The organism is Chelatococcus asaccharovorans (genome assembly GCF_003201475.1).
Classification (GTDB): domain Bacteria; phylum Pseudomonadota; class Alphaproteobacteria; order Rhizobiales; family Beijerinckiaceae; genus Chelatococcus; species Chelatococcus asaccharovorans.
Window position 1 is genome coordinate 538,794 of the sequence record NZ_QJJK01000002.1, and the last position, 22,089, is coordinate 560,882.

The 22,089-nt window shown below is 62.0% G+C and carries 15 protein-coding genes; 9 read left to right on the forward strand and 6 right to left on the reverse strand.

Annotated features, from left to right (window positions below):
• Positions 1-191 precede the first annotated feature (191 nt).
• The 4 genes from gad (at position 192) to C7450_RS07010 (ending at position 5,612) form a co-directional block, all read left to right on the forward strand.
• Positions 192-1,571 carry a glutamate decarboxylase gene (gene gad, locus C7450_RS06995; protein WP_110373788.1) on the forward strand — a complete coding sequence of 460 codons (1,380 nt, stop codon included), beginning with the start codon at positions 192-194 and terminating at the stop codon, positions 1,569-1,571.
• 118 nt (positions 1,572-1,689) lie between these two features.
• On the forward strand, positions 1,690-3,216 hold the full coding sequence (gene gadC / locus C7450_RS07000) for a glutamate/gamma-aminobutyrate antiporter (protein ID WP_110373680.1): 1,527 nt from the start codon (positions 1,690-1,692) through the stop codon (positions 3,214-3,216).
• Between the two features lie 94 nt (positions 3,217-3,310).
• On the forward strand, positions 3,311-4,234 hold the full coding sequence (gene glsA, locus C7450_RS07005) for a glutaminase A (protein WP_410369547.1): 924 nt from the start codon (positions 3,311-3,313) through the stop codon (positions 4,232-4,234).
• A gap of 265 nt (positions 4,235-4,499) precedes the next feature.
• The gene (locus tag C7450_RS07010) at positions 4,500-5,612 is read left to right on the forward strand and encodes a linear amide C-N hydrolase (RefSeq protein ID WP_110373682.1); all 1,113 of its coding nucleotides are present in this window, start codon (positions 4,500-4,502) and stop codon (positions 5,610-5,612) included.
• A gap of 140 nt (positions 5,613-5,752) precedes the next feature.
• On the opposite strand, the gene mdlC is transcribed toward C7450_RS07010, so the two are convergent.
• Positions 5,753-7,354, reverse strand: coding sequence for a benzoylformate decarboxylase (mdlC, locus tag C7450_RS07015; RefSeq protein WP_110373789.1), 1,602 nt, complete (start codon positions 7,352-7,354; stop codon positions 5,753-5,755).
• Between the two features lie 591 nt (positions 7,355-7,945).
• Here mdlC and C7450_RS07020 point away from each other — a divergent pair.
• The 3 genes from C7450_RS07020 (at position 7,946) to C7450_RS07030 (ending at position 12,386) form a co-directional block, all read left to right on the forward strand.
• On the forward strand, positions 7,946-8,299 hold the full coding sequence (locus C7450_RS07020; RefSeq protein ID WP_110373790.1) for a YbaN family protein: 354 nt from the start codon (positions 7,946-7,948) through the stop codon (positions 8,297-8,299).
• 397 nt (positions 8,300-8,696) lie between these two features.
• A complete protein-coding gene (locus tag C7450_RS07025; RefSeq protein WP_110373791.1) occupies positions 8,697-10,433 on the forward strand; it encodes an ABC transporter ATP-binding protein in 1,737 nt (578 codons plus the stop codon).
• A gap of 207 nt (positions 10,434-10,640) precedes the next feature.
• A complete protein-coding gene (locus C7450_RS07030) occupies positions 10,641-12,386 on the forward strand; it encodes a cation:proton antiporter domain-containing protein (RefSeq protein ID WP_110373792.1) in 1,746 nt (581 codons plus the stop codon).
• A gap of 233 nt (positions 12,387-12,619) precedes the next feature.
• Here the strand turns inward: C7450_RS07030 and C7450_RS07035 are convergent, their stop codons facing one another.
• The 3 genes from C7450_RS07035 to C7450_RS07045 all read right to left on the reverse strand — a co-directional run bounded on the left by C7450_RS07035 (position 12,620) and on the right by C7450_RS07045 (position 17,307).
• Complete coding sequence (locus C7450_RS07035) at positions 12,620-15,850, reverse strand: DUF4214 domain-containing protein (protein ID WP_146227278.1); 3,231 nt, start codon at positions 15,848-15,850, stop codon at positions 12,620-12,622.
• Between the two features lie 325 nt (positions 15,851-16,175).
• Complete coding sequence (locus C7450_RS07040; protein ID WP_110373684.1) at positions 16,176-16,787, reverse strand: NAD(P)-dependent oxidoreductase; 612 nt, start codon at positions 16,785-16,787, stop codon at positions 16,176-16,178.
• 31 nt (positions 16,788-16,818) lie between these two features.
• Positions 16,819-17,307: a DsbA family protein gene (locus C7450_RS07045; RefSeq protein ID WP_245449509.1), complete on the reverse strand. Its 489-nt coding sequence runs from the start codon at positions 17,305-17,307 to the stop codon at positions 16,819-16,821.
• Positions 17,308-17,662: 355 nt separating this feature from the next.
• Between C7450_RS07045 and C7450_RS07050 the strand changes: the two genes are divergently transcribed.
• Positions 17,663-18,058 (forward strand): winged helix-turn-helix transcriptional regulator, encoded by a 396-nt coding sequence (locus C7450_RS07050; RefSeq protein WP_245449510.1) that lies wholly within the window; start codon positions 17,663-17,665, stop codon positions 18,056-18,058.
• A 184-nt stretch (positions 18,059-18,242) separates the two neighbouring features.
• Positions 18,243-19,031 (forward strand): class D beta-lactamase, encoded by a 789-nt coding sequence (gene blaOXA / locus C7450_RS07055; protein ID WP_110373686.1) that lies wholly within the window; start codon positions 18,243-18,245, stop codon positions 19,029-19,031.
• A gap of 208 nt (positions 19,032-19,239) precedes the next feature.
• Here blaOXA and repC read toward each other — a convergent pair whose 3' ends face one another.
• Positions 19,240-20,733, reverse strand: a complete 1,494-nt coding sequence (gene repC, locus C7450_RS07060; RefSeq protein ID WP_110373687.1) for a plasmid replication protein RepC — start codon at positions 20,731-20,733, stop codon at positions 19,240-19,242.
• Between the two features lie 228 nt (positions 20,734-20,961).
• Positions 20,962-21,957 carry a plasmid partitioning protein RepB gene (gene repB, locus C7450_RS07065; protein ID WP_110373688.1) on the reverse strand — a complete coding sequence of 332 codons (996 nt, stop codon included), beginning with the start codon at positions 21,955-21,957 and terminating at the stop codon, positions 20,962-20,964.
• Between the last annotated feature and the right edge of the window lie 132 nt (positions 21,958-22,089).

The following is a 22,089-nucleotide window of genomic DNA, read 5'->3' on the forward strand; positions in this document are numbered from 1 at the left end:
TAGACACTATAATTATGCTTGATATAATATAACATGGCTCACTTCTTTGATCTTCCGCGTCCGTTCAGTGGTCATAAGCGGGTAGATGAACACGCTCACGCGTATAAGAAAAATATCTTCTTTTTCATCTTATTAACCATACCATAATCACCGAGGAATAAGCCGTGCCACGAGAGAAAGCAAGCACAAGAATCCGCAACGAACTTCTCGATGACGTTTATTCGTCTGAAGATTTGTCCTTGCGCCTACCGAAGTCCGGTTTCCCCGCGGTGGAGCGGGAGCCGCAGCACGTCTTCGCAGCAGTGCGCGATGAACTGATGCTCGATGGCAATTCCCGTCAGAATCTCGCCACCTTCTGCCAAACCTGGGTCGACGACGAGATCCGCGACCTGATGGCGCTGTCGATCGACAAGAATATGATCGACAAGGACGAGTATCCGCAGACGGCCGAGATCGAGGCGCGCTGCGTCGCGATGATCGCCGACCTGTGGAACTCACCCGATCCGGTCGGCACGCTCGGCTGTTCGACCGTCGGCTCATCGGAAGCGGCCATGCTCGGCGGCCTGGCGCTCAAATGGCAGTGGCGGAAGAAGCGGCTTGCCGCTGGCAAGCCCGCCGATCAACCAAATCTCATCTGTGGTCCCGTCCAGATCTGCTGGCACAAATTCGCCCGCTACTTCGATGTCGAACTGCGCGAGATCCCGCTCGAGGGCGACCGGCTCATCATGAATGCCGAGGAGGTGCTGAAGCGCGTCGATGAAAACACCATCGGCGTGGTCCCGACCATGGGCGTCACCTTCACCTGCCAGTTCGAGCCAGTGAAGGCGGTCAACGAGGCGCTCGACAAGCTGCAGGCTGAGACCGGGCTGGACATCCCGATCCATGTCGACGGCGCATCGGGCGGTTTCCTGGCGCCCTTCTGCGCCCCGGACATCGCCTGGGACTTCCGGCTGCCGCGTGTGAAGTCCATCAACGCCTCCGGCCACAAGTTCGGCCTCGCCCCCTTGGGTGTGGGTTGGGTCGTCTGGCGTGAGAAGACCGACCTCCCCGAGGATCTGATCTTCAACGTCAACTATCTCGGCGGCAACATGCCCACCTTCGCGCTGAACTTCTCCCGCCCTGGCGGCCAGGTGATTGCGCAGTACTACAACTTCATCCGCCTCGGCCGCGAAGGCTACGCCAAAGTCCAGAACGCGTGTTATGCAACGGCCGGGTACCTTGCCCGCGAGATCGCGGCGATGGGACCGTTCGAGGTGCTCTTCGACGGCGACAAGACCGCTGGCATTCCGGCGCTCTGCTGGAAGCTGAAGGAAACGAACGGTATTGGCGGTTACACGCTGTATGACCTCGCCGATCGCCTGCGCAGCCGCGGCTGGCAGGTTCCTGCCTATTCAATGCCGGCCAACCGTGAGGATCTGGTGATTCAGCGCATCCTCGTGCGTCACGGCGTCAGCCTCGACCTCGGTTCGCTACTGCTCGACGACATGCGCCGCGCCATCGACTTCTTCGCCAAGCATCCGGTCGTCAAGCCGCTGACGAAAGAAGAGGCCAGCGGCTTCAACCACAACTGACCCGAAGATGTCCTCAGCATAATCCCGGCGGCACGGCGCGCGTGCCGCCTGGCCCGGACGTACCGTTGGGCGCTTCCGTTTTCCTTGAGGATCACGGAACCAATTTGGGGGTATCATCTTGGCGCAATCCAATCCCGCCTCACCGACACAGCAATTGACGCTCCTCGGCTTCTTCGCCATCACCGCCTCCATGGTCATGGCGGTCTACGAGTATCCGACCTTTGCAACGTCGGGATTCAGCCTCGTCTTCTTCCTTCTCCTCGGCGGCATTCTTTGGTTCATTCCGGTCGCGCTGTGCGCTGCCGAGATGGCCACGGTGGAAGGCTGGGAAGAGGGCGGCGTCTTCGCATGGGTCACCAACACGCTTGGCGAACGATGGGGCTTCGCCGCCATCTCATTCACCTATCTCGAGATAGCCTTCGGCTTCCTGCCGATGATCTATTTCGTGCTGGGCGCCCTGTCCTATATTTTGAACTGGCCGGCCCTCAACAACGACCCGGTCACAAAAACGATCGGCAGCATCGTCATCCTGTGGGTTCTCGCCTTCACGCAATTCGGCGGCACAAAATACACGGCGCAGATCGCCAAAGTCGGCTTCTTCGCAGGTATTCTTCTGCCGGCGCTGTTGCTGGTGGTGCTGGCGATCTGGCATCTTGCCAGCGGCGACAAGCTCGAGATCGCGATGAACGCATCGACCTTCTTCCCCGATTTCACCAAGATCGGGACTTTGGTGGTCTTCGTGGCTTTCATCCTGAGCTATATGGGCGTCGAAGCTTCCGCGACCCACGTCAACGAGATGAAGAATCCAGGGCGCGACTATCCGATTGCGATGTTCCTGCTGATGGTCGCGGCCATCGCGCTGAGCTCGATTGGCGGTCTGTCGGTCGCCTCGGTCGTGCCGCTCGACCAGATCAACCTGTCCGCGGGCGTGGTGCAGACCTTCCAGGCGCTGATCTCCAGCCACGGACCCGGCTTTGAATGGGCGGTGCGCATTGTCGCCACGCTGCTGGTGCTCGGCGTGCTCGCCGAGATCGCGGCATGGATCGTCGGCCCTTCGCGCGGCATGTACGTGACAGCACAGCACGGCATTCTGCCTGCGATCGCGGCCAAGGTGAACAAGAACGGCGTGCCGGTTCCGCTCGTGATCTTCCAGCTTTGCATCACCACCGTGGCGCTGATCGTCTTTACGAACATGTCGGGCGGAAACTTGTCGTTCCTGATCGCCATGTCGCTCACGGTCGTACTCTATCTGATCACCTACTTCCTGCTGTTCCTCGCCTATATCAACCTGACACTGAAGCATCCGGAAAAGAAGCGCAGCTACCGCGTTCCTGGCAGCCTCGGCTTCAAGCTGACGCTGGCCGGTGTCGGCTTCGCGATCTCGGCACTGGCCTTCGTGATCTCGTTCGTCCCACCGAGCGGCCTGCCGGGCGGCGAGAGCAACGACATCTATGTCGGCTTGCTGGTGGTGAGCTTCCTGATCGTGCTTGTCATACCGTTCATCGTCTATGCCCTGCACGACAAGCGCGGCAAGGCCGTGAATGCCAAACTCACGCATATCAAATGGCACAATGCCCCGGCCGGCCATTTCGTGATCAATCCCCGCGCCCGGCCGACCCATATCATCGTCCCGAACGACAACTGAGCACGGCGCCGCCCCATACGGAACGATTGCCGTCGGACGGATGCCACGCATCCGCCCGGTGGCATTAGCAACCGGAGAACGACACGTGTCACACATCGACATCGAAGCCGCAGTCAACGTCGGGTATCAGGCCGCCAAGGCCACGTCTGGCGGGCAGAATGCGAACTATATTCCATTCCTCGCCTCCGTCCCCTCCGATCTCCTCGGCGTCGCCGTTGTAACGACCTCTGGCGAGGTGTTTAAGGTCGGCGACGCCGACTATCAGTTCGCCATCGAGTCCATCTCGAAGGTGTTCACGCTGGCGCTCGTCATGGAGGCGATCGGCCCCGTGGCGGTGCGCGAGAAGATTGGCGCCGATCCCACCGGCCTCCCGTTTAACTCGGTCATCGCGCTTGAGCTGCACAACGGAAAGCCGCTGTCGCCACTCGTCAATGCCGGAGCGATCGCCACGGCAAGCCTCGTGCCCGGCAATGACGCGGATGCGATCTGGGCAGCCATCAAGGATGCGCAGAGCCGCTTCGCGGGACGCACAATTGCGCTCAGCCCTGACGTCAACAGCTCGGAACAGGCGACGAATTTTCATAATCGCGCCATCGCGTGGCTGCTATATAGCGCCGGCGCCTGCTACAGCGACCCGATGCAGGCGGTCGATGTCTACACCCGCCAGTGCTCGACCCTCGTCTCCACCATCGATCTTGCAATGATGGGCGCGACGCTGGCCTCGGGCGGTGTCAATCCCGTCACCGGCACCAGGGTCATCAAGGCCGCCAATGTGGCGCCGATCCTCGCGGAAATGATGATGGAGGGTCTGTACACCGCGTCCGGCGACTGGGCCTATACGGTCGGCCTTCCCGGCAAGAGCGGTGTCGGCGGCGGCATCCTGGCGGTCGTGCCCGGCAAGCTGGCGATCGCGGCATTCTCCCCTCCGCTCGATCCTGTCGGCAACAGCGTTCGTGGCCAGGTCGCGGTGGCAAAAGTCGCCGAACAGCTCGGGCTCAATCTCTTCCGACCCGCCTGACTCAAAACGCGTGACTTCGCCCCCGCAAATTTCCGCCGATCGTGAGAGCGGCGGACTTCACTCTTATCGATGGGCGCGCCTTTTTGATGCCCGCGGATGGACCGCCGTGACGGCGCTCGCGCTCCCCGAACAATGACGGCGCTCACGCCGCACGCAAAACGACGCGTGGATCAAGCGTGAGGATTGAGGTTAATCAGACTGAGACGCACGCCCGCTCCGGGCTATAAGGTCTATCGGTCGAGGCCCAGTAGGGAAGAAGAGACGAATGTGCACATCGCTGAGTTACCGTGACGCCGCCGGGAACGTCTATTTCGGACGGACTTTGGAACTGACGGTCGACTTGCCCTATCAGATCACTTGGTTCCCGACCGGCTTTTCCACTGTCTCGCAGGTCGACGGCGCAGCTCGGATGAGTTTCGAGGGGCGCCACGGTGTACTTGCCGTCACCATGCCATGCCGCGTGCCCACCCCGGACAAGCCTGCCGGCATCGCCGACCTGAAGGTTCTCGAGGGGATGAACGACGCGGGCCTCACCTTCAGCCTGCTCTCCTACCCGGCCGCCGGCGGCGGGCACCATCCTGCCGCGACGACGATGAGCGTCCTCGGCGCCTCCGATCTCGGCGCCTGGGTGCTTGGCCAGTTCACCAGCGTGGCCGATGTGAAGGCGGCGCTCGCCACGCAGCCGGTCATGGTGCAGCCGCTCGCCATTCTCGGCGGCGTGGAATCGCCCTTCCACTATGTCGTGCACGATACGACGGGGGCGGCGCTTGTGATCGAGTTCAACCGGGGCAAGATGTCGGTCTATGACAATCCGGTCGGGGTGATGACCAACGGGCCAGACTTCCCCTGGCACCTCACCAACCTCAACAACTACAGCTTCCTCACCAATGTGGACAAGCCGACGGGGATTTTCGGCAGCTACAAGGCGATCCAGCCGGATTCCGGAATTGCCACGGCCGGCCTGCCGGCCTCCAACACCTCGGTCGGGCGCTTCGTACGCGCTGCCTACTATGCGCAGTATGCCGAGAAGGCCGCAACGCCCGATGCCGCCGTGGGCGCGCTCGCGCACATCCTCAACACCTTCGACCGCGCGCGCGGCGTGACCATCGACTATCCGGACGAAGGCGGCAGCCATCTCGAAGTCGAAGGCCTCAAAGACGAAACAGCCGCGTCCTATGCAACCGAGTTCACCTGCTGGACGAGCCTGTCGGATCTCGACAGGCAGCTGTTCTTCATCCGCGATTATGCGGGCCTCAACTTCACGCGCTTCGACCTCGCCGCGCTCGCCGGCCTTAAACAGCCGCGTGTGATCCCGCTCAAGGCGCTGAACAGCGCGGTGCCGGACGCCACCGCCGTGTTGACGGGCGCACACGGCTGATCGCAGACTTCCCAACAGTTCATTGGCGCCGGAGCGCAAAAGCAATGAGCCCGGCCGCGATAGGCGCCCACCGCCAATACAAAACCCGCTTGGATAGCATCAGAAGATGCCATCCAAGCCGGCTAGTTTGCTCGTCGATCCTAGAGAAGGCTGTTCAACTGCCTGGTGATCGGCACGACGATCACGCTGGCCCCCTGGGCAGCGACGGCGTTCTTGAAGGCGGCCGTCACGTCGGCGGCCGTTTTCGCCAATGTCGTCCTGGCGCCGTAGCCCTTGGCCAGGGACACGATGTCGAGGCCCGGCAGATCAAGCCCAGGCACGTGCGGAGTCTCTTCCAGCACGGCGAATTCCTTCAGGATGCCGTATTCCTCATTCTGCAGAACGACGTAGATCACGTGCGCCTTTTCCTGGACCGCCGTGTAGAGGCTCTGGACGGAGTATTGAAACGACCCGTCACCCATCAGGCAAAGGACCGGCCGGTTGCGGCCGCTCTCCTTTTCGGCCAGCGCCAACCCCACGGCCGCCGGCATGGTCCAGCCGAGGCCGCCTGAGGCAAAGGTATAAAACGCGTCTGGCTTGTCGATGCGGAAGTGGTCTTGCATCTGCGGCACGTTGGATGGGGATTCCTCGGCCAGGATGAAGTCTTCGGGACAGCACGCGCGCAATGTGGCGAACAGCGCCGCGGGCGTCAGCGGCGAGGCAGCCATGTCCGGCACCGTCACGGGTGGGCGCAGCGGCGCGCCCCCGCGCGGCGGACGCCGGGTCAAGAGCGGCAGGGCGGCTGTGAGGAACAAGCCCGCATCGGCGACGAGACTGTCGCCGACCGGCGCCTTGGCAGTCATGCCAGGGTCATCCGACACCTGGATGAGCGCTGCGCCGTCCGGCAGATAGCGGCCTGGCACATAGGGATAGTAGCGGAACACGGGAGCGCCGACGACCGTCAGCAGATCATGGCCCGCAAGTTTCTCGCTCAGGGGCCCGATCGCCGCCGGAAGAGCGCCCGCGAACAGCGGATGATCTTCCGGGAAGGGTGTGCGCTCGCAGAAGGGCGCCGCCCAGACCGGCGCTTGAAGCTGCTCCGCCAGCGCGATTCCGGCATCCCATGCACCCGCGCGGGCGATGTCGGCTCCGTAAACGAGCACCGGATTGCGGCTGGCATCAAGGCGCGCCGCAAACTCCGCGAGGCGGACGGGATCGGGGCCCTGCCGGGTGGCAATGGTGCGGTAGGGATCGGTCTCCGGCATCTCCTTATCCCAGTCGTCGAGCGGCAGGGAAAGGAAGACCGGGCCCGACGGCTGTTGCATCGCCGTCGCATAGGCGCGCATGAACGCACCGGGTACGTCTTCCGCACGGGCCGGTTCATACGACCACTTCACCCACGGCCGCGGCATGTTGACAGCCTCGATATTGGTGAGGAGCGGTTCGAGCAGCAGCATCTCGCGCGTTTGTTGACCCGCAGTGAGAATGAGCGGAGTCTTGTTCTGATAGGCCGTGAGAATCGTACCCATGGCATTGCCCAACCCGGCGCCCGTGTGCACGTTGACGATGACGGGCTTGCGCAGCCCCTGCGACAGTCCGTCGGCGACGCCGACGACGCTCGCCTCCTGCAGCGCCATCACATAGCGGAAATCGGCGGGAAAATTCTTGAGAAAAGTCTCTTCCGTCGAGCCTGGATTGCCGACAATAGTCGTTAGCCCGAGCTTGCGCAGCAGAGCGAAGGTGACGTCTTTGACTGTCGGCATGACGCGCTGATCCTCTTCGAAGGGCTGTGCATCGACGGGAGTTGGATATTTCGCTCTTTTCATTGTGCCATCGGATAGATCCGGAGCAAACCACCAATGCAACGCGCAAGCCAAGCGCTGCTATTTTCTTCGAAATTAGTTAAAGTTCGAGTATAGACGCCGCTTCGCCATCCCCGATGGATGTTAGACAGCGCGACCTTCCTTCACGAACACAGCGCTTCTGAGGAGATGTTGGCCGGCATGGTTCATCCGTCGAACGGCCTGAAAGGGAGCCGCGCCCGAAACCGTCTGGCTACAAGGAAGAAGCCCATAACGCGCGGCCACTGTCTGCCATCACGGCGATCCATTATGCTGCCTGGCCCACTGACAGACAGCGCGTTATACGATCGCCCAGCGTGGCGGCGACCCGCCACAGGTCAGACGGTGTGACCAGCGGCGCAACCTGCTAGATTGACAATATGGCCTCTTCGACCATACCCGTACTCTGGCTAGCAGTTCTCCGCCATCATGATTTGCGTCTCCTCTGACATAGCGATCAATCCGGGGCATACGCACGCGTGGCCGTGTCTACCGAGAGGATAACTGCGCGTGATCCGCGGCGTTTATCTTGCTCTTGGCCTCTTCTTTATGGTCCTCGGCTTCGTCGGCGCATTCCTGCCGGTGCTCCCGACCACACCCTTTCTCATTCTGGCCGCCTCGTGCTTTGCCCGGTCGTCCCGCCGGCTGGAACGCTGGCTGATCGAGCATCCCTGGTTCGGCCCCATGCTGCAAGAGTGGCGCCTGCGCGGCGCCATACCCCGGAGGGCGAAGTTCATGGCGCTCGCCGGGATGACAGCAGGCTTCCTGCTGTTCTTGACGGGCAGCGAGCCGAGTCCGGTTCTCACCGCCGCGGTGGCGATCCTGATGCTCTGCGGGCTTGCCTACGTCTTCTCCCGTCCCTCCTAGAGCATTTTCGCGTTTCTCCGAATCGCGAAAATGCTCCATGTCTTTGTTTTAGCGCATTTTCTTCACGCGAACCGGTGTCCACTTCGCTCGAAAATGTTCTAGAGCAAGTCCGTGTTTTGCGGACTTGCTCCGCTCAACAATAGACGAGCACATTCACCCACTTGGATGGTATCAGACGATTCCATCCAAGTGGGATTTGCTCTAGAATAAGAGGACCTCGCCTGATCGCCCTCCTCTGATTTGCCAGTCGGGCACGAAAGCCCCGGTCCTCGCGCCCCCGGCACCGCAGCGGCCATGCAATGGCCGCATGGGCCATCCTACGGGTATCCTTTTTGAACGGGCATTTCATGATCAACGGGGATATGGTGCGGCGCCGATTCAGTGCGCGATGACTGTGATGCTCCGCAATTTCTTCTCCTACTACAGGCCTCACAAGGGTCTGTTCGCCCTTGATTTCTCATGCGCGGTCGCATCCGGGCTGCTTGAGCTCGGCTTTCCGCTGGCCGTGAAGGTCTTCGTGGACAGCCTCCTGCCGAGCGGCGACTGGATGCTGATCCTGCTCGCATCGGCCGGGCTTTTCGTGGTCTATCTCGCCAATACCGGCTTGATGGCGGTGGTCGTCTATTTCGGCCACATGCTGGGCATCAACATCGAAACGGAGATGCGCCGGCGCAGTTTCGATCATCTGCAGAAGTTGTCCTTCGGCTTCTTCGACAACCAGAAGACCGGCCATATCGTGGGGCGCCTCACCAAGGATCTCGAGGAGATCGGCGAGATCGCCCATCACGGGCCGGAAGACCTCTTCATCGCCATCATGACGCTGATCGGCGCCTTCGTGCTGATGTTCATGGTCAATCCGCAGCTTGCATTGATCACCGCGACCATCGTGCCGCTGATCGTCTGGGTGACAACCCGCTACGGCGGCCGCATGAGCCGCAACTGGCGGCAGCTCTACGATCGTGTCGGCAGCTTCAATGCCCGCATCGAGGATAATGTGGGCGGCATCCGCGTGGTCCAGGCCTTCGCCAACGAGGACCACGAGCGCAAACTCTTTGCATCCGACAATCAGAACTACCGGCGGACCAAGCTTGCCGCCTACCGTCTCATGGCCGTCACCACCTCTCTGAGCTATTTCAGCATGCGGCTGACGCAGATGGTGGTCATGATCGCCGGCAGCTATTTCGTGCTCCGCGGCGAATTGAGCAACGGCGGCTTCGTCGGCTTTCTCCTGCTCGTGGGTGTGTTCTTCCGCCCGATCGAGAAGATCAACTCGGTCATCGAAACCTACCCGAAGGGCATCGCCGGCTTTCGCCGCTATATGGAGTTCCTGGCGATCGAGCCGGATATCGCCGACAAGCCGGATGCACGGGCCGTCTCGGGCCTTGAGGGCCATATCCGCTACCGCGACGTCACCTTCGGCTATACGCCGAACCGCCCCGTCCTGCGCGGGATCAACCTGGAGATCCGGCCGGGTGAAATGGTTGCTTTCGTCGGCCCTTCCGGCGCTGGGAAGACGACGCTCTGCTCGCTCCTGCCGCGGTTCTACGAAATCGACCGCGGCGCGATCAGCATCGACGGCATCGACATCCGGTCGATGACGCTCGCGTCCCTGCGTGGACAGATCGGCATCGTGCAGCAAGACGTCTTCCTGTTCGCAGGGACGATCCGCGAGAACATCGCCTATGGACGTCTGGATGCCAGTGACGCGGATATCGAGGAGGCCGCGCGCCGCAGCCAGCTCGACAAGGTCATTGCCGACTTGCCGAACGGCTACGACACCATCATCGGCGAGCGCGGCATAAAGCTGTCGGGCGGACAGAAGCAGCGGCTGGCGATCGCCCGCGTCTTCCTGAAGAACCCGCCTATCCTCATTCTCGACGAGGCAACCTCGGCGCTCGACACGGAGACGGAGCGGGCCATACAGCGTTCCCTCGCCGACCTGTCGAAGGGACGCACGACGCTCGTCGTTGCCCACCGCCTGGCCACAATCCAGAACGCCGACCGGATCATCGTGGTTGATGACAGCGGCATTGCTGAGGAAGGTCGTCACGCCGAGCTTCTCAACGTCGGCGGCGCCTATCGGCGATTGTATGAGGCGCAGTACGGGCTCTCGTTCCAACGGGCGGGCGAGTGACCCTCCGGAGGATCAATCGTTAACCGCCGATATGCGCTTTTTTGGCTCGTTACCGGCCGGGCTCGCATGTATAAAACGCAGCTATCTCGTTGCGGCAGTGCGGTTCCCCCAAGCGGCTTTTCATCCGGGGGGTTATTGCCTTAGTCATACCATGCCGTTATTGGCCATTTGCAGGATGGTAGCCGAACCTGTCCGGAGGATTTGTTCATGCCGCATGAGACCACGCTCATCGCGACCGTCGCAGTGGGTTTCGTGCTGGCCTTCATCTTCGGCTTCCTGGCCGATCGCTTCCGATTGCCTCCGCTCGTCGGCTATCTCATCGCGGGCATTTTCCTCGGACCCTTTACCCCCGGCTTCGTCGCCGACCCCAGCCTATCCGGCCAGTTGGCCGAAGTGGGCGTCATCCTGTTGATGTTCGGTGTCGGGCTCCATTTCTCCATTTCCGATCTGATGGCGGTCAAATGGATCGCCATTCCCGGCGCGATCGGCCAGATCGTCCTGGCGACGCTTCTCGGCGTCGGGGTTGGTACGATCTGGGGTTGGAGCCTGGGTGGCAGCCTCGTTTTTGGCCTGTCCCTGTCCGTGGCAAGCACGGTGGTGCTGCTGAAAGCTCTCGAAGAGCGCAACATGCTGCCGACGGCCAACGGCCGCATCGCCGTCGGCTGGCTTATCGTCGAAGACCTCGCCATGGTGGTCGCCCTTGTCCTGTTGCCGGCCTTCGCCGAAACGCTCGGAGGCCATGCCGCGAGCGGCCACGGCGCCGAGGCTGCGGCAGACGGCAGCCTGGCGATAACCCTTGGCATCACGCTCGCGAAGGTCGTCGGCTTCGTCGTTTTGGCCATCGCGCTTGGTCCGCGTGTGGTGCCCTGGATTCTCGGGCAGGTTGCCCGCACCGGCTCGCGCGAGCTGTTCACATTGTCGGTGCTCGCGGTTGCGCTCGGCATCGCCTATGGCTCAGCCGTCATTTTCGGCGTGTCCTTCGCACTTGGTGCGTTCTTCGCCGGCGTCGTGCTGTCTGAATCGCGATTCAGCCATCGTGCCGCCCATGATTCGCTTCCCTTGCAGGATGCCTTCGCGGTTCTCTTTTTCGTCTCGGTCGGCATGCTGTTCGACCCATCGATCCTCGTCCGCGAGCCATTGGCCGTGCTCGCGGTGCTCGCGATCATCATGGTCGGCAAATCGCTGGCCGCAATGCTGATCGTGCTCGTCCTCGGCTATCCCCTGACGACAGCCGTCACGGTCGCGGCCAGCCTTGCGCAGGTCGGCGAGTTCTCCTTCATCCTCGCGGGGCTCGGTGCGGCGCTCGGGCTCCTGCCGAAGGAAGGCAGCGATCTCATTCTTGCGGGCGCCTTGCTGTCAATCACGCTCAATCCGCTTGCCTTCGTGGTGGTGCCAGGTCTGATCCGACGGCTCAGTGCCTGGAGCGCCCTCGCCCGTCACGGGGAACATCGCTACCGCGCGCTCGAGGCGGACCTCGAGGCGGCGCAGGCCCGCGCGCAGGAGCGCGAGCATGCCCATGTCCTCGAAGTGCAGCAGGTGGTGCAGCGCTTCCCGATCTTCGCGGACATCGATCCCGAACAGCGCCAGGAATTCCTGCTGCTGTTCAAGCCGCGAAGCGCCAATCCCGGCGAGCGCATCATCCAAAAGGGCGACAAGCCAGACGGAATGTACTTCATTTCGTCCGGAAAAGCGGCCGTGGACACGGACGCTGGTGAAGTCGCGCTCGGGCCCGGCGACTTTTTCGGCGAGATGGCGCTTTTGTCAGGCAGCCGTCGCACAGCCGATGTGACAGCGCTCGACTACTGCGAGCTTCTGACAATGAGCCGGCGTGACTTCCTGCAATTCCTGGCGCGAAATCCGGGGCTCCGGCAGCGCTTTACCGAGACGGCTTCCCAGCGGAGCGAAGTCAACCGTCGCGGCCACGCCGAACCGTCGCCGACCGGCATGGCCTGATCACCCCGCGGCGGCCGCCGCCGAGAAGCGGCGGGGCCGGATGCGCCGGCGTTCCCCCTCCCCTACCAGCGGTCCGCCCTATGGCACATAGGGGCGGCCGCGATCCGGGCTTGATGCGGGGCAAGACTATAGAGCATTTTCGAGCGAAGTGGACACCGGTTCGCGTGAAGAAAATGCGCTAAAACAAAGACATGGAGCATTTCCGCGATTCGGAGAAACGCGAAAATGCTCTATCAGGCGAGGTCGAAGGGCTGATAGGCGATGCCGTACTGGGTATAGGGTCCCTGCAGGGCGAAGCGCTCCGCGGAACTCGCGAACTCGACCAGCAGTTGCGCCTGACTCATGCCATTGTCGAGCGCATTGACCCAGTAGTCGAGGCCGGCCTGGTCCGGGGCGCGGTTCAGGCCATAGTCATACAGACGCGTCACGAAGTCGGTGTTGCTCTCGCCGGGCGTGTAGTTGGCCTGGAATTCGGACGTGCCCATCATGTTTTCGGCGACGCTGAGAAGGCTCGTGGCCTCCTCCACCGCCATCCAGTAGCCCATGCCGGCCGAATCGGGCTGGCGGTCCACGGCCAGCTGATAAAGCCCGTAGAGCTCGCCGGCCACACCCGTCACGTCGCCGGTCGTCAGCACGCCCGTGCCCTTGGCCTGCACGAAATCGATCTGGTAGACGAGATCGTTGAAATCGCGGTCGCCACCGCCATAGGTCGCTTCGAACCCCCAGGTATTGGCGCCGTAGTTCCAGAGATGGTTGACACTATTCCCGTTCACGCTCTCATTGGCCTGGTCGAAGGCATAGAAGGCATTGCCGTCGGTCGTCAGAACCGCCGCGACGATATCGCCGCTGCCGACACCGGTGATGAGCGCCTCCGCATAGCCGCCATAGCCCGGACCGTCGATGCTCGTCAGGCCGGTGGTCGTCGCATAAAGGCGGGAGGCAACAGCCTCCGCATAGCCGGCGGCCCCGACGGCGATGCCGTTGATGCTGCCGTCGAGGTCGTCAACCCGGTAGAAGGAGATCGACACGTCATCCTGCGTCACCTGACGCAGCCGCACGAGGGCCTGCCCGTCGTCGACGGAAGACTGGGCGATGGCGACGGGCCGGGCGAGCACTGCCTCGGTATCCTCTCCCGTGCCGCCGTAATTCACGAAGCCATACGGCGACGTCAGCGTCGCGCCTGCCGTATCAAGGGAGGTTCCCCCCTCCATGACATCGACTGCCGCGCCTGCAGCCACCGACACGCCGATGCTGCTGCCCTGGCTCTGGCCATCAAAGCCGATGATGATGTCGCTATCGAAGGCGGGCTTCAGGAACGCCTGCGCCAGGTAGCTGTCCCAGGCGAACGCGGCCTGCGCCTCACCCGATGTCGCGGTGACGGTGCCGCCCACGTCGATCGACAGCACCGACGAGGTCTGCGCCTGCAGGATGAGGCGGCCGGTACTGCCGGCCGACCAGTCGCCGCCATCGGCGACGAGCACCTCCGGCAGGGACTTCGACGCGAGCTGGTTGGTCGCGATCATCGCCAGCGCCTGCGTCAGGATCGGCCCGTTTGGCGTACCAAGACCGGTGGTGAGGTCATAGCCGTCGCCGGCGGAATAGCCAACGCCGGTGGCATAGCCGTCGACATATTGCTGCGGGCCGCCCGCGGATTCCTCGCTGAACTCCAGGGGCCCGTTGCGGTCCTCCACGAAGGAGGAGGCGTTGTTGCCGAGCACGACATCGTTGAAGGCAGCAGGCGCAATGAGCGATGCCGTATAAAGGAGATCGTTGTAATAGCCGAGCCGGGGTAGATCGAGCGCAGCAAAGACGCCGTTCAGCTGCGCCGTGAATGCCGCCCACAGCGGCGTCGAGGCGCTTGTGCCGCCGTTGCCGATGGTCGTGCTGTAGTCGCCGGTCGGCACAGTGTAGAAGAGATTGCCGCCCGCATTGGCGCTGACGTCCGGGGAGCCGCGGCCGGAGACGCCGTCGGCCGTGACGATGACCCCGCCGAGCCCGGCATCCGTCTGGTAACCGGGCATCGCCTGTCCGGTGTCGACGCCGCCGGTCGAGATCCCGTTGGTGACGTAGCTCGTCATCGTCGTGCCGGTCAGGGTCGCCTCGTTCCACACGGTCTCCAGCCAGGTGCTGGAGGATAAGCCCTGGTAGCCCGAGCGAATGGCCGTCACCAGTGTGGTAAGGTCGCCGTTGCCGAGCGACTGCACGTAATTGTCGAGCGTCGTATCGTGCGGTGCGCTGTTGGCGTCGCTCGACGAGGTGCCGCCGACGACCGTGAGATAGGGGCTGACGCTGACGTTTTTGATATTGGCGATGCCGTTGCCGGTATGGGCGTTGGTGCCGCGGTCGCCGGAGCTCTGGAAGCCGGAGATGCCGTGCAGTGCCAGATCCTCGAACAGCGACGTATAGGCATTGGCGAAAATCGAGCCGGCCACCGGCGGCGTGCCCAGCTCATAGGACGCGGATATGGCTTCCGGCGAGGCCGTATCGTCCCAGACCGCCGACAGCCAGGCCTGAAACACCGCATTCTGCGCGTAGAGCGCGACCGCGCTGGTCGGCGTGACGGCCGAGACGATGCCGATGTCGAGGTCGCGTTCGCCGTGGCCGGTGCCGTAAGTGCCCTGGTCGGCATAATAGACGGTCGGCGTGGCATTCACGCCGATGGAAGCGAGATAGCTGGCCAATGCCGTCGGCAGATCGCTTGCCCCGGCCGGCATCGCCCCACCGATACCCGGCTCGATCAGGCCGATCGTGCCTGTGGCGGTACCGGGCGGCAAAATGCCACTCTGGGAGGGCGCACCATAGCCGGCCGCGATCACGTTAGGCGTATAGTCGTTATGCGCCGACGAAGCGTTGCCGGGGCTCTGCGGCCCCTGCGCCGGGGTTTCCGCCGTGGTGTTGACCGGCACAACCGGCGGCGTCGCCCCGAGAGTCGCGTCGGCGTTGCTCGTGATCGGGGCGAGATAGAGGCCGGCGATGCTGCCAGCCAGTTCGTCGGCGACCGAAAGTTCGCCGTCCCAATACACCAGCCCCTCGTATTTGCCGGCGTTCGCCAGCATCAGCGTGACATTGAACAGGGCGTTGAACTGGTCGACCGTCAGGGTCAGCCAGACGGTGCGGCTCTCCTGGCCCGTCACATAGTCGGCGCTATTCTCCATCGGCGTGATGCCGGCGCCCGCGAGCACGGCCGTCACGGCCGCCCAGGTCTCGTCGCTGGCACCATAGGTCTTGAACAAGGTACCGTCGGCCAGCCCCTGGAGAATGGCCGTCTGGCGCGTTCCCCAATCGGCACCGAGGAGACCGGAGGCATCGTTGGCGCGGTTGAGTACCAGCGCCAAAGTAATCGTCGTATCGCCGGCCAGGGCCGTCGTGCTCGTCAGGCCGAAGGCGCTCTCGGGCGTACCCGTCGCACCGGTATTGTCGCCGATGAAATCAAGGAAAGTGCTACCTGCCAGGGCCGTCGTCACGGTGCTCTCCACGGGATAGGTCTCTCGACGCAGTTCCCCCAGAGATCCATCCCAGCCCCCAGAGAATCTACAGAGAAACTCTCCGAAGTTTTACGCAACTCAGCAAGGTAGAATCGGTGATCTCGGAAGTTGCGGCGTGCGAAAACATAGGCAGAGTTAATAGGCGTGGCTCGCATCACATTGATTGGCCCGCCCGCGCTCGCATTGCGTGCCCGCTGGCAAACCGTCGCAATTGACGACGACGTCCCGGCGAGATCATGCTCGGCCCCAGAGATCCTGCGGACATGCCGGCGCCCGCAAGCGAACCGCCGGCCCTATCCGTTTCTCAGTATCCCACCGTAAAACGCTGGCGGATATGGGCGGGCTTTTCCAACTCGTCGACAAGCGCGATGGCGTAGTCCTCGAATGAGATCGAGCTTCCCTTGTCGTTCGTGAGCAGATCATCCTTGCCCAGGCGGAACTGGCCCGTGCGCTCGCCGGGTATGAACAGTGCAGAAGGTGACAGGAAGGTCCAGTCGAGATCAACGATGCCGCGGAGCTTCTTGAGAAAATCGAAGCCTTTGGTGGCTTCTTCCTTGTAGATCTGGGGGAAGTCCGGCGTGGTGACCAAGGCCACGCCTGGCGCGACGTCCAGGCTGCCGGCGCCACCGACGACAAGATAGCGTCTGACACCGGATGCGCGAACCGCCGCGATCAGAATGTCGGGGTCGCTCGCCGTAAAGTGGACGGAGCTGATGATCGCGTCATGCCCTTTTAAAAGGTCCGCTAGTCCTTTGCCGTCGAATACGTCCCCTTGTCGGGCCGTGACGTTTGGCCCCGCGGGGATCTTTTCCGGATGACGGGCGATAGCCGTCACATGATGACCGCGGCGGGTGAGTTCCGCCAGAATGCGCGAGCCGGCGTTGCCGCTTGCACCGATGAGAGCGACTTTCATGATCTGCGTCCTTTTTGATGGGGGATGGTGATTGTCAGGCTATATTGACGTGGCGAAGCAGGGTCTCGCGATCACCGTAGAGATATTGGCTCGGAAGGATGCGGTGCTCCTCACCTGCCGTTAGAATCAACGTCGGCACGCCGCGCGCGCCGTGGGCGGCCATCAGTCGCCGGCCATGGGCGATCTGGCACTGGGCGTACGCCAGGACTTCAGGATCGGCGGCACGCATCCTCTTCGCGGGCGCAGATAGTCCCGCACCGTCGAGAACCGCCGCCACCTCCTCCCGGACGGATGTATCGCGTCCATCGACATAACGCGCGTGCTGGATCGCCTTATAGGCGTCGAAGACGCGCTGCGGCGCATCGAGGCCAACGGCAGCCAGCGCAAGCGCTGCAGCGGTGGAATCGAATGCGATCCCCGGCTGGAGGATCCGCTCGCGATAGACGTGTGAGAAGGGCTGTCCGGTCAGGGCCTCGATCCGCCGGTCATTGTCCCAGGCATAGGCGGCAAAACCTGCGTCCATGGTCCGCGCTCCCTCCCCGGCGAACATGCCGGTTGCGAGGAAGGTGATCGTGGTCCTCGCCTGCAAGGTCTCCAAGGCAGGGGTGGCTCCGTAGCACCAACCGCAAAGGGGGTCATAGAGATAGGTCAGAGTTCCGATAGCAGGGTCTCTGGTCGACGGACGCGCGCGGTGGTTCATTTTCAGACCAAGTTCAGATAAGAGAGTTAGTTCGCATGATTGGGCGCTAACATAGGCGGTCCGAAATTCGTGACAAGAAGTCATCGGAAGGATCCTCGGTCAGCGCGGTCTTACCGCCCTGTCCAACGCGGCCATCGGTGACGCGGACCTCCGATGTGAATCGAGGAGAAACTCAGGCGTGGTTGCAAGGCAGACAGAGATCAAGCCGTCGGTTGCGGATGATGAATTTTCATTCTCGCCCTGCCCTATCCGGAATGTTCTGGATCGCATCGGCGATCAGTGGAGCCTTCTGGTGCTGGAGGCGCTGGAGCCCCAAACACTGCGGTTTAACGCGTTGCGGCGCTCAATCGGCGATGTCTCGCAGCACATGCTGGCCCGCACCCTAAAGCGCTTGGAGCAGGACGGCTTCGTCTCGCGGACGCTCTATCCCGTCATCCCGCCACGAGTGGATTATGCGCTTACGCCGCTGGGGCGCTCGCTTATGGTGCCGCTGCGCGATTTGATGACCTGGGCGGACCGGAATCATGACGCCGTATGTGCTGCACGCCGCGCTTATCGCCATACGGCGAGCTGAGATGCAGCTGTTGAAAAGGGGGACAATTCCGGCTCGGTCGATCTCAGCAACGAGCGCGCCTTATTTCAGCACCATGCTGGGATCGTTCGTTTAACGGGAAATAACCTCCCCAGCGTTGAAATGGTGATTGATGACTACTTTCAGGATTACGGTTCGTCCCGGAAACCGTTGGCTCTTCGGCGCGATGGCTGGATTCCTTTCACTCTCTGCAGGTGCTTTCTCGGTACAAGCCGGAACGCTTTGCACAGTGATTGCGGATGCAGCGACAGGAAAGATTATTCGCCAGGAGGGCAATTGCGACAGCCGTGTCACGCCTGCCTCTACCTTCAAGATTCCGCTCAGCCTGATGGGTTTTGATGCAGGCTTTCTCGCAAACGAACATAGTCCGTCGCGGCCTTTCAAAAAGGGCTACGCAGCCTGGATCGAATCCTGGAAACAGACCACAGATCCAACCAGCTGGATGAAGAACTCGGTCGTCTGGTATTCCCGGCTGATCACCGAGGCGCTCGGGGAAGCGCGCTTTCGCGATTATGTCCGGCGTTTCGGCTACGGCAATCAGGACGTTTCGGGGAACCCCGGCAAGAATGACGGCCTGACCAATTCCTGGTTGAGTTCGTCGCTGAAAATATCCCCACTCGAGCAAATTGCCTTTCTGCGTAAGCTCGTTCGGCAGGAGCTCTCAGTCAGCCAGCAGTCTTATGCCATGACGGGTAAGCTCACTGCGCTGCAGGACGTCGCAGGTTGGACCATTCACGGCAAAACAGGCGCTGGTCCGGTCCGGCGCGCGGACGGATCGCCTGAACCAGGCCACAGCTATGGTTGGTTCGTCGGTTGGATGACGAAGGGTGACCGGACGCTGCTCTTCGCCCGTTTGATTGAGGACGAGAAACGTGAGGCGGTGAGCCCGGGGATACGGACGCGTGAAAACTTTTTGCGTGAATTCCCCGAGATTGTCAGGTCTTCAGCACTATAGATAGTCCTATTAACGGGAGAGGAATCCGGGGTTCGAAGGCGGCGCAGGCCGATCTTCAATGACCTTCCGAGGCGTGGGCGCACTCGTTGCGTCCATCCTTCAAGTCTTTGACGTAACAAATCTATTTCGTCCGACGGAAGCCAATCGACGGATTTGTTCCGTGACTGCGACCGGACTATATGAGCGATTCTCCTCATATAGTCTTCAATCATACTATATTGGCGCATTCGGTATAATCGTCCTTTCTAAAGAAATTCTGATGCTTTGCACGAGTCTCCGATTTGATGGGGTTGGACGGTGCAATGGGACTGTTCTGGCCTTTGATGAGTGCGGCCAGCATCGGCCCGACGGAAAACGCGCCGATTGTCGCTCTGGCTGCAAGATTGCGCAGATAACCACCGGGATTGGCAATTACATCTGATCGCTCGAGTATGCAGGCGACGACGATCGCAGCGTCTATCTCTCCCATGGCGCTGCGTGCGCTATCCCACGCACTTGGGCTTATGCCGAGGAAGGGGCGCACGAGGGCGACAGCGTCGAAGAGATCACCCCAGCTGGTGATATCATGCCGGCTATAGCGGCTCAGCTCCCGGCACAGCCCTTTGATGAAGCTGGGCGAATATCGTGTTTCAGCGGCGTGCCCGACGCGGAAGAGGGACATGCCGGTATCCAGGAGCGTGCGCGATTGCGCGCTGGTTTTCCGGTCAAGCTGGCACGCGGCAGGAGGGGCTTTTGGCCGGTGAAATGCTTGTGATGGCAGGGGATCGGAATGCTGTCGATGGTTGATGCTGCCGCGCGAAGGCATTTCCCGGCTGCATGTCGCGGAGACGGCGACCAGCGGGGGTGACGTATGGCATGGCTTCTTCTCGGATGCGGTTTCAGATTCAGAATAGAAGTCTGATTCTGAATTCTGTTTGTGCCGCTCAAAATGGGACTCATTGGCGCTTAAGCATGCTGATTGTGCGTGCTCTTCCAGGATGATAGCCAATTCGTGCGCTAAGGTGCCAAGTTCATCGGCCAGCGGCTTGAGGGTTTGGCTGGTCGCGGTGCGCGGGATCCGGGTGAGAATGCAGCGGAAGAGCGCGTGAACGGCGTTCCAGTCGCAAGCGGGGGCTTGTGACGAAGGGAGTGGAATGCCCTGTTCCTGGCCATGTGCGATCATCTTCGCGATATCGCGGCGAGTGAGGGTGATGCGTTCACGCAGTTGCTTCGTGGCGCGGGCCTCGCCCCGAATTTCATCGGCCCAGGCTGCGAATTGCGGTGCGCGGACGACGAGCGGCGAGAGATCAAAGCCGTATGCGACTTCGATGCCACCGCGCGCGTCCTTGCGAGCGTAGCGTTTGCCGTTGGGGCTATCCCGCCGGGCGATCAGGCCGGCCTCGACCAGAACGGCGAGGTGTCGGCGGAGTGTCGCAGGTGCCATCCCGTGCGCGCGCAGCGAGAGCTGCTGGTTTGATGGAAAGACGACGAGATCATTCCCCGTGAGCGCGGTCTCTGGGTGGAAACTCAGAAGGGCGTCGAGCACCGCCAGCGCCCGTTCCGACACGTGGAGCCGGGGGCGGGCGGCACAAATATCCCGAAAGACCGCCCATTTATGAACGGCGATATCCGGGTTTCGGCTCCGGGCGGTGGCTTGTCCATTGAGTTGGGCATAGGTCAGCGTTCGCCGCCCAAAGGGCGTCGTTGAAACATGCGTCGACATTCTCTTTCACCTGTGAATAGGCAAAAGAAATTGGCGCACCGAAACGGTGTTGAGCCTCAACGGCTCTTGACGATGATTCGGGGAAGTGCGATTCTCACAGTCGCCAAACTAGGAGAAGGGCTTCCGGAATGTGTTTCGGGGGCCTTTTTCTTTTTGCCCGTTGTCTCGATCAGGGCCGAAGCGGCGGAACTGCCGGATTCTCCTTCATCGATCGAACGTCAAAATCTGTCAGTCAGCGCCTCCATCGTGGGTGTCTCGGAATTCGCGATAGAGATCGTCCAGCCGATCGGAGACGAAGCTCGCAAAGTCTGGGACAATCTTCTCGTCAAAAACGAGGGCGGTGCGTCCGGGCTGGCGCTCGATGCGTCCGGCTTTTCTGCCAGTCGGTGTCGTCCATACCTGACGGTCGCGCGATGGCTTCGCTGTCTCCCCGGTCAAGCCTTTCAGAACCTGAACGAAGCGGGCGTCGCTCTGGGCGCTTTGAAAGACGGAGCTGGCGAAAAGCGGTTCCAGCGATTTTTGTGCCCTGCCCGCCTCGATCTTTTCGGCAAGCAAGGCCCAGCGTGCCCGCCCCGCTTTCGGCGCTGGGCCGATCCGCTGAATAAGCGTCTCGGGGACCTTGCGCGCAATGGCGATGTATCGGCTGAGGTCCGCCTTGTCCGTGCCGAGCGCGGCGATGATGGTCGCGCGGTCATACCCTGAATCTTCCAAGCGGCGCGCGAAAAGCGCCTTCTCGATAAAGGAAAGATCTTCCCGGTCGAGGTTCTCGCGACCCTGGGCGACGACGAGTTCGTCGTCGTTCAGCTTGCGTATGATGGCTTTGACCTGCCGCCCCAATTGGGCGGCTGCCCGCAGACGCCGGCGGCCATAGGCGACCTGGAAGCGGCCGGTGATGCTCGGGTGGGGTCTGACGAGAATGGGGATCTGCTGTCCGAACTCGGCAATGCTGGCGACAAGCTGGTCAAAGCCTGGATCGACATCCATCGGGAGCCGATCGGCGATGGGAGACCCGTCGATGCTCGTCGGGTCGATGGATACGACGGCCTCTCCTTCGGCGAGCTGCTGCTGCAGACGCGCCGCGGTTTTGGCGTTCTCAGCCATTTCCTGGAGGGACGAGCCCATGGCTGCGACCGCGCCGCTGCGCACGCGCTCAGGCTTGACCGGCGCGGCAGGGGCAGCCGGACGCTGCAGGAAGAGGGAGTTGATGGCGTCCTTGCGGCTCATGGCATTTCTCGGCAAGGGCTATGGACAGGACAGAGCGCGCGTTGGGAGCTCCCAACGCAAGAGGCAAAGCTAAGACAGCAGCTGTACGCGCCTCCATCCGGGACGTGGATAGGAGACGTGACGCTGTTGGGA

Excerpts from the sequence above, each read along its gene's own strand:
- C7450_RS07010 (WP_110373682.1), top strand. The coding sequence starts at position 4,500 with ATGTGCACATCGCTGAGTTACCGTGACGCCGCCGGGAACGTCTATTTC.
- mdlC (WP_110373789.1), bottom strand. The coding sequence starts at position 7,354 with ATGCCGACAGTCAAAGACGTCACCTTCGCTCTGCTGCGCAAGCTCGGG.
- C7450_RS07025 (WP_110373791.1), top strand. The coding sequence starts at position 8,697 with ATGCTCCGCAATTTCTTCTCCTACTACAGGCCTCACAAGGGTCTGTTC.
- C7450_RS07030 (WP_110373792.1), top strand. The coding sequence starts at position 10,641 with ATGCCGCATGAGACCACGCTCATCGCGACCGTCGCAGTGGGTTTCGTG.
- C7450_RS07045 (WP_245449509.1), bottom strand. The coding sequence starts at position 17,307 with ATGGACGCAGGTTTTGCCGCCTATGCCTGGGACAATGACCGGCGGATC.
- blaOXA (WP_110373686.1), top strand. The coding sequence starts at position 18,243 with ATGGCTGGATTCCTTTCACTCTCTGCAGGTGCTTTCTCGGTACAAGCC.
- repC (WP_110373687.1), bottom strand. The coding sequence starts at position 20,733 with ATGTCGACGCATGTTTCAACGACGCCCTTTGGGCGGCGAACGCTGACC.
- repB (WP_110373688.1), bottom strand. The coding sequence starts at position 21,957 with ATGAGCCGCAAGGACGCCATCAACTCCCTCTTCCTGCAGCGTCCGGCT.